This is a genomic window from Psychromonas aquimarina ATCC BAA-1526 (assembly GCF_000428725.1).
In the GTDB taxonomy this organism is placed as follows: Bacteria; Pseudomonadota; Gammaproteobacteria; order Enterobacterales; family Psychromonadaceae; genus Psychromonas; species Psychromonas aquimarina.
Genome location: NZ_AUAM01000078.1, coordinates 1 through 7,827 on the forward strand (window position 1 = coordinate 1; position 7,827 = coordinate 7,827).

The following is a 7,827-nucleotide window of genomic DNA, read 5'->3' on the forward strand; positions in this document are numbered from 1 at the left end:
TGGCGGAGTGGACGGGACTCGAACCCGCGACCCCCGGCGTGACAGGCCGGTATTCTAACCAACTGAACTACCACTCCAGCTAAATCAACGCCGCACTTACAGTGCGTCTTGTTGAGGCGCAGATAATACGTAGTTGCTTTTGCTGAGTCAACAAGGAAAAACAAAAAAAGTCTATTATTAGCCTTCAAGCGTATCAAGTGCCTACTTTATGCCCAAATAATTTGAAATTGTGCAAATTATTAGCAGTGATTCTGCCGTGCAGCTGCTGTCCTTTTTATTTTGTTGCAGCTGGCTGCTATTTTTTATCCTCTTTCAGATCAATCGGAGTCGGCTGCAGCTCATCGAGTGATAATGAAGCCTCACCGTTCTCTTCGGAAAGTTTATTTTTCTTTCTGCGCCGTAAGAGAATAAATGCAATTGTTACCAGCAGTAATAAAAACAAAGCGCCGGCCGCCGCGATAACCCGCCAGTCACTTAATAACGAAGGAGTCTCCTGCGCTATGTTTAGTTCTTCTGTCACCGTCGCTAAGGCTTCACTGAGATTAGCTTCCGGTATAACGATCGGAGGAACCAGTTCAAAGATACGATCCGGCAGATGCAGTTCAACCTCTCTTCCCTTGCGTGTAGTCGCAAATGCTTTAGCAGAAAAGGTAAACATATTATGTGATAGTTTTTTAACCGTGGTGAACAGGTTCTGTGTAGAAACGTTGTCTGCACTATGGATGATTAACTGCTCTACTATGTTGTTGTCGGCGTCTTTAATAATTCCGTTAATGGTAACCGATAACGGATCTAATTCATCTGCATCAATTTTAAACTCAAACAAAGCCTGATCGCTGCCGGCTTCAAGTGCATCTACTTGGTAACTCACCGGCGGGAGAAAAACCACGGCATCGTGGTTAACATTACGAATAAATACATCATTTTTCGTTCTGATGTTAAGTAAGTAGCGTCCGGGAAGAAGGTCGACGTAAACACGGGCAGTTAATTTCCCGTCAAAGGGCAGAGCATCATAACCTTTGCCGTCATCCTGATATAGAGTCAGGGTTTTGCTGGCACCGCCGATTAATGCAACTGATAATTTTGCATCATCCAGATAAGCCTTATTGGTCATTAACTTATTTTCATTATAAAGCGAAGCATGGGTGGTGATATATTCTTGAGAGTATAATTTTAACGGAAGCTTGTTGGTTTTTAATTCAACCTTACTCATTAATTTAATACGGTTATTGCCGTCCAGTTTGGCAATTGCCTGCCACGGGCCTGCCATTGGGTTGTCTATAGTGACAATATCCTGCGTCCTGCTGGTTACCCAGCCGACGTTTTCCGGATTCCTTTTATAATAGATTTTACTGCCGTCGGGGCGAACCAGTACAACTCTTCGCGGGCCTTCAGAGTGATTGAGAATAAAAGTTATCTGCTCAGTGTTAGGATCAATTCTGAAGCGGTTGTCTAATAATGGAATATCATTAGGTGCATAAATAGTATGCGCAGTTGACTGCGTATAAGCGAGCAGCAGCAGTAAACTGATAATAATTCTTTGTATTACTGTCGCCACAGGCAGCTCCCTGATTTGTCGATAAGATCTAAACGCTCCTGGTGCGCTTGATTTTCAGCTTCGCTTGCATGTATCACGGTTAATGGTGATAAAGACTGGCGAGGCCGGCGCCCCGTACTGACTTCACCGCTGTCTGAACTTGCAAGATTGAGATTTGCCTGTCCGCCGGTCATTAACAGGTAAACATCCGCCAGTATTTCTGCATCTAATAACGCGCCGTGTAATACACGGTGTTTATTATCAATGCCGTATCTGTCACACAAGACATCCAGATTGTTCCGTTTACCCGGAAACATCTTTTTAGCCATTTCCAGGGTATCGGTCACTGTCGACATTTCTTCAGTGCTTTGCGTTTTTTTATTTAAAAAACGAAACTCCTGATCCATAAAGCCGACATCAAAGGGCGCGTTATGGATAACAAGTTCTGCTCCTTTAATGAAATCAATAAACTCGTCTGCAATTTCACTAAAAGCGGGTTTATCCTGCAGAAATTCATCTGTAATACCATGAACCGTTACCGCTTCAGGATCCACTTCGCGGTCTGGTTTTACATAAACATGGTAATGGCGGCCGGTTAAGCGCCGGTTAATAACTTCAACACAGCCTATTTCGATAATCCGATGCCCCACATAAACAATACCATCTTTGTTCATACCTGTAGTTTCAGTATCTAAAACGACTTGCCGTATCATTTTGTTTGTGTTCATCTTGATCTCTATTTATAGTTCGAATGAGTTTAGTTAAGTTTAGCAAATTTATATGACGGTAATAATGAAAAAAATCCAACTTTATACAGATGGTTCATGTTTAGGTAATCCGGGACCAGGCGGTTATGGTGCCGTTTTAATATATAACCAGCACCGCAAAGAATTATCTGAAGGATATGTAAGAACGACTAATAACCGCATGGAGATGTTAGCCTGTATAAAAGGTCTGGCAGGTTTAACCGAGCCCTGTGAGATTGACCTTACAACCGACAGCCAGTATGTACGTCAGGGGATCACTCAGTGGATCCATAACTGGAAAAAGCGGGGCTGGAAGACGGCAGCTAAAGCACCGGTAAAAAATGTGGATCTGTGGAAAGCATTAGATGCTGCTCAGGAAAAACACAAGGTTACCTGGCACTGGGTAAAAGGACATTCCGGTCACCCTGAAAATGAGCGCTGTGATGATTTAGCCCGCGCCGCAGCGGAAGCTAAACCAGTGCAGGAAGATATCGGTTATGACGGATAAAACAATAGCGCAGGAGACTGCTGTTTTATCTAACGGCTGCGTGTGACAACCGTCCGTCCGGCTAAACTTGGTTTTTTAAATTGAAACGGGGATTTAACCGGAGTCAGCGGCGTACACTGTTTTTTAGCAACAATAAAATAAACACTGCAGAAATAGGGGGTATAACGCTGCCCTATGCTTTCTATACATGAAGAGAACGAGCTGTTAAATTCACCGGAAAGAAAATCAAAATGCTGCTTTTGTTTTACTTCAAAACCTAGCAGATGCAGCCAGTCCCGTACCCGGTTAGGTAAAAACAGACGGGCCGTTTGTGAATGTTTGGGTTTTAAAAGAGAGCGCAGCCCGAATAAACTAATCGGATTATAACCGCTGATAATCAGTGTACCGTCCAGTGTTAAGACCCGGTCAATCTCGCGTAATAGTTGATGGGGATCGCTTGAAAAATCTAATTCATGAGCCAGAATACAAAGGTCGACAGAAGATGTTTGTAACGGCAGCTGATGAAGGTCTGCTAATAAACCAATACCTTCTCCGTCGGATGCGCAGTTGATTTGATGGGAAATTGTCGATCTTGATGTATCCAGTAAACTGCTTAATCTGCCTAATTTTAATAAATGATAACCAAAACATCGCGGCAGATAGCTGTCAATACGCTGCTGAGTTTGTTTCAATAGGGTTTTACCATTCGGCAATTGATGCCAGTCTTCAATCGGGGTTAAAATACGAGATGTTTTTGCTATTTTCATATTTCAACTTACTCCAAATCAATTAGATAGAGAATCAACTATGGTTAATATTTTAACGCTGAAGTCATTTGATGATAACTATATTTGGCTTATTAAAGATAGTCAAAGTCAGCATTGCATTGTTGTTGATCCTGGTGATGCAGGTCCAGTTCTGGAAATATTAGAAGCGCAGCAGTTAATTGTGGATGCCGTTATTTTAACCCATGGTCATTATGATCATATTGACGGTGTTGAAGCCCTGCTTTCTGTGCGCGATGAGAAAATTGCTGTTTATTGTCAGAAGAAACTGTTTGCAAAAAGTGAAGGGATCACAGACGGACAGACACTCAGCTTTTTTGACGGCCGTTTTTCATTAAAAGTAATGGCTGTACCGGGGCATACTCTGGATCACGTTGCATATTATAATGAATCATTTCTTTTCTGCGGAGACACTCTGTTTTCCGGCGGCTGCGGCCGTGTGTTTGAAGGCTCCTATGAGCAGATGTTTGAAGCTTTATCGCGTTTTACATCATTACCTGATAATACACTGGTTTATTGTGCCCATGAATATACGCAGAATAATCTTATTTTTGCATTTCATCTTGAACCGAAAAATGAAGCCCTGTTGAAATATATTCAGGAAGTCAGCAAAAAACGTCAGCAGGGGCTGCCGACTATTCCCACCACTATAGGATTGGAAAAATCCATAAATCCGTTTTTACGCTGCAGCGAAAGTTCGCTGGTTAACGCTCTGCAGATGCATTTGGCAGAACAGTTAAGCGATCCCTTATCCTGTTTTACCGCGCTGCGTAAGTATAAAGACAGGTTCTAATGAATTTGTCTGTGATTTAAGCTAGAATACGCCACTTATTATTGGTAAGTGGCCCCTTTTATGAAATTATTGTGCTCGTTTTTTTTACTGTTTTTTTTAACTGCCTGTCAGACAACAACAAATACAGCTGATCAAAGTCATTTATCAGCTGAAAATGACTATTTACTGGATGAGCCGCTGCTGGAGATTGACAGCGAAGAAGGGCTGACCCGGCTAGTTGAAGAGGAGCCGCTTAATGAAAATACACAAATTCAGGCACCCGGTTATGAAAACCTATGGTTAAAACTAGCTGAAGGTTTCGTATTTGAAGTCCCGGAAAATTCCCGTATCGCCAGGCAGCGTAATTATTTTTTAAATAATCCCAATTATTTAAAACAGGTATCCAAACGCGCGGAGCCGTTTTTATATCTGATTGTTGAGCAGATTGAAGCAAAAAATTTACCATTAGAATTAGCTTTGCTGCCGGTTGTTGAAAGCACCTTTGACCCTTTTGCTTATTCGCATGCAAGCGCCTCAGGGCTTTGGCAGTTTATGCCGGTTACAGGAGAACGCTTCGGTTTAAAACAGGACTGGTGGTATGACGGCCGTCGTGATGTCTACGCCTCGACAGAAGCCGCTCTGCGTTATATGGAAATTCTGCATAAATATCTCGGTGATGACTGGCTGCATGCATTAGCCGCCTATAACTCAGGTGAAGGGCGAGTACAGCGGGCTGCACGTAAAAATAAGAAACTGAATAAACCAACCGATTACTGGAATTTAGATCTGCCCAGAGAAACGCAGGAGTATGTTCCTAAGTTATTAGCCCTGGTTGATATTTTACGTAATCACCAGGAATACGGTGTTGAACTGCCGGTGATAGCGAATAAGCAGGTATTAACTTACATTGATACAAATTCTCAGATTGAACTTGCTTATGCAGCTGAATTTTCTGATCTAAGTATTGCTGAGATCCAGTTGTTGAATCCGGCTTTTAACCACTGGGCAACTTCTCCAGACGGCCCGCATAAATTACTTGTGCCTACGGTTAGTGCGGAGCAGTTCGCTGCAAAACTAAGTCAGATTGATGAAAATAAACGTATCCGCTGGGATCGTTACAAAGTGAGCTCTGGTGACAGCCTCAGTGTTATTGCTCAAAACTACGGAACAACGACTAGTGTCTTAAAACAGATCAATGACCTTAACGGTTCAATGATCCGCATCGGCCAGCCGTTATTAATACCCGTTGCGAGTAAATCCCAGCAGGATTATCTTTATAGTCAGGCCAAGCGTTTCGAGCAAAGCGATAAGGGCAAACGAAAAGTTCAGTATACCGTGAAAGAGGGCGATACACTCTGGGATATCAGCCGCCGTTATAAGGTGACCTCTAAACAGATTGCTAAATGGAATGGTACCAGTACGCAGAAAACTTTACGCCTGGGACAGAAGTTAACCATCTGGAAACCGCTTAAAGCCGTGTCAAACAATCAGATTGTTTATAAAGTGCGCCCTGGTGATTCTTTAGGAGCTATTGCATTAAAATATAATGTAAAAACTACTGATTTAGAGCGCTGGAACCAATTAAGCGGGCAGAAATATATTAAACCCGGACAAAAACTGAAAATATTTGCCAGCACGCAGAGTGCATCGAATTCAGTCCAAGCACAGTCGAAAAATAAAACTGCCGGTCAGGTTACTTACAAAGTACGTCCTGGTGATTCATTAGGCCTTATTGCACAAAAATTCAAGGTGAAAAGTACAGACTTAGAACGCTGGAATCAGTTAAGCGGGAAAAAGTATATTCAGCCGGGGCAAAGCTTAAAAATCTTTGTTAATCGTTCTACAGAAAATCAGATTACCCGCGAAGTGATTTATAAAGTACGCTCTGGTGATTCTTTAGGTGCAATTGCATCGAAATTTAATGTAAAAACCGCTGATTTAGAACGCTGGAATCAATTAAGCGGGCAGAAATACATTCAGCCTGGGCAAAATCTGAAAGTGTTTGTTAATGTGCAGGGCTCGCGTACTTAATCTAATATTAATTGTCTTGATCTGTTTACTCCCAGCCTTATTGTCAGGCCGGGAGCAACGGTTTTCCTAAGAGGTTATACGTTCAAATCCAGCTGCAAGATCTGCAATCAGATCATCTGCGTTTTCTAAGCCTATATGCACCCGTACTAATGTGCCTTTAAAATCAATGCCGCCGGCCGGGCGGATAGCATCAAGCTCATTAGGCTGATTAGCCAGAATTAATGATTCGAAACCTCCCCATGAATAAGCCATGCTGAAATGCTCAAAGTTATCCAGATAGTCCGCTAACTGCTGAGCAGATAAACGTTGTTTAAGTACAAACGAGAACAGTCCGTTACTGCCGATAAAGTCACGCTTAAAAAATTCATGGCCCCTGCAGCTCGGTAGTGCCGGGTGATTAACCCGTTCTACTTCCGGACGTTCACTCAGCCAGTGAGCAATTTTAAGACTGCTCTCCTGATGCTGTTTTAAACGTACTGCCATGGTTCTTAAACCGCGCGAAGCCGCATAAGCAGTATCTGCATCGACCATCTGCCCCATCAGATACGAACGTTCACGCAGGCGAGCCCAGCATCGCTCGTTGGCAACGGCAGTGCCGAGCATGGCATCGGAGTGTCCGATGATATACTTGGTGCCTGCCTGTATAGAAATATCAATATCATGTTCTAGTGCTTTAAATAAAATACCGGCCGCCCAGGTATTATCAATCATGATAATAATCTTCGGATTAACCGCACGAACAGCTTTAACCATTGCCGGAATATCCTGAACTTCCATGGTCACTGAGCTCGGGGATTCCAGGAATACAACCTTAGTCTGCGGTTGAATTAACTGTGCAATGTCAGCGCCGATCAGCGGATCATAATAGGTTGTTGTTACATTCATGCCCTTAAGGATAATATTACAGAAGTCTTGTGTCGGTTCATAAGCGGCTCCGGTCATCAGCACATGATCGCCGGCTTCAACAAAAGCGAGAACAGCGTTTGAAACTGCAGCAGCTCCACAGGGATACAGTGCACAGCCGGCACCGCCTTCCAGTTCAACCATTGCTTCCTGTAATGAGAAGTGAGTCGACGTGCCGCGGCGGCCGTAAAACAGCTCTCCGTTGGCGCGGTTTGCCGCGGCAAATTTTTTAGCTTTAACAGAATCAAATACAATAGATGATGCCCGCTGTATAACCGGGTTTACCGAGCCTTGAGTGAATTTCTTTGAACGGCCGGCTGTGACTAATAAGGTACTTACTTTATCGATAGACATAATAATTCTCTTGTTAAGCTTGCTGTGGTTAAGATCGGGCTGCGTCGATACCTGCAGTATCGATATATTCAATACCAAATCCACTAATTTTCTATTCATTTATGCTGGTTAAAATGGATGCTAGCTTCGTTCTTGATTTTGTAATTAGAATAACTAGTTACTGCAATCAACGCCTTGCTTTCATCCATTTTTCCTACGCCTAAATAGATCAT

The 7,827-nt window shown here is 43.0% G+C and carries 7 protein-coding genes and 1 tRNA gene; 3 read left to right on the forward strand and 5 right to left on the reverse strand.

Going from position 1 to position 7,827, the window contains the following annotated elements:
* The 3 genes from G337_RS0118105 to dnaQ all read right to left on the reverse strand — a co-directional run bounded on the left by G337_RS0118105 (position 1) and on the right by dnaQ (position 2,265).
* A tRNA-Asp gene (locus G337_RS0118105) sits at positions 1-77 on the reverse strand.
* 218 nt (positions 78-295) lie between these two features.
* The gene (locus G337_RS0118110; protein WP_028865136.1) at positions 296-1,558 is read right to left on the reverse strand and encodes a hypothetical protein; all 1,263 of its coding nucleotides are present in this window, start codon (positions 1,556-1,558) and stop codon (positions 296-298) included.
* Complete coding sequence (gene dnaQ, locus G337_RS0118115) at positions 1,546-2,265, reverse strand: DNA polymerase III subunit epsilon (protein ID WP_028865137.1); 720 nt, start codon at positions 2,263-2,265, stop codon at positions 1,546-1,548. Before dnaQ ends, G337_RS0118110 begins: the two co-directional genes overlap by 13 nt.
* A gap of 64 nt (positions 2,266-2,329) precedes the next feature.
* Between dnaQ and rnhA the strand changes: the two genes are divergently transcribed.
* A complete protein-coding gene (gene rnhA, locus G337_RS0118120) occupies positions 2,330-2,791 on the forward strand; it encodes a ribonuclease HI (RefSeq protein ID WP_028865138.1) in 462 nt (153 codons plus the stop codon).
* Between the two features lie 29 nt (positions 2,792-2,820).
* On the opposite strand, the gene G337_RS0118125 is transcribed toward rnhA, so the two are convergent.
* Positions 2,821-3,537 (reverse strand): class I SAM-dependent methyltransferase, encoded by a 717-nt coding sequence (locus G337_RS0118125; protein WP_028865139.1) that lies wholly within the window; start codon positions 3,535-3,537, stop codon positions 2,821-2,823.
* Between the two features lie 40 nt (positions 3,538-3,577).
* Here G337_RS0118125 and gloB point away from each other — a divergent pair, with 40 nt between their 5' ends.
* Both gloB and G337_RS0118135 read left to right on the forward strand, forming a co-directional pair.
* On the forward strand, positions 3,578-4,348 hold the full coding sequence (gene gloB / locus G337_RS0118130) for a hydroxyacylglutathione hydrolase (RefSeq protein WP_028865140.1): 771 nt from the start codon (positions 3,578-3,580) through the stop codon (positions 4,346-4,348).
* Positions 4,349-4,408: 60 nt separating this feature from the next.
* On the forward strand, positions 4,409-6,358 hold the full coding sequence (locus G337_RS0118135) for a LysM peptidoglycan-binding domain-containing protein (protein ID WP_028865141.1): 1,950 nt from the start codon (positions 4,409-4,411) through the stop codon (positions 6,356-6,358).
* Positions 6,359-6,424: 66 nt separating this feature from the next.
* On the opposite strand, the gene metC is transcribed toward G337_RS0118135, so the two are convergent.
* Entirely contained in the window at positions 6,425-7,615 is a 1,191-nt protein-coding gene (metC, locus tag G337_RS0118140) for a cystathionine beta-lyase (protein WP_028865142.1), read from the reverse strand.
* Positions 7,616-7,827 lie beyond the last annotated feature (212 nt).

Coding starts and splice junctions, on each gene's coding strand:
- dnaQ (WP_028865137.1), bottom strand. CDS start 2,265: ATGAACACAAACAAAATGATACGGCAAGTCGTTTTAGATACTGAAACT.
- rnhA (WP_028865138.1), top strand. CDS start 2,330: ATGAAAAAAATCCAACTTTATACAGATGGTTCATGTTTAGGTAATCCG.
- G337_RS0118125 (WP_028865139.1), bottom strand. CDS start 3,537: ATGAAAATAGCAAAAACATCTCGTATTTTAACCCCGATTGAAGACTGG.
- gloB (WP_028865140.1), top strand. CDS start 3,578: ATGGTTAATATTTTAACGCTGAAGTCATTTGATGATAACTATATTTGG.
- G337_RS0118135 (WP_028865141.1), top strand. CDS start 4,409: ATGAAATTATTGTGCTCGTTTTTTTTACTGTTTTTTTTAACTGCCTGT.
- metC (WP_028865142.1), bottom strand. CDS start 7,615: ATGTCTATCGATAAAGTAAGTACCTTATTAGTCACAGCCGGCCGTTCA.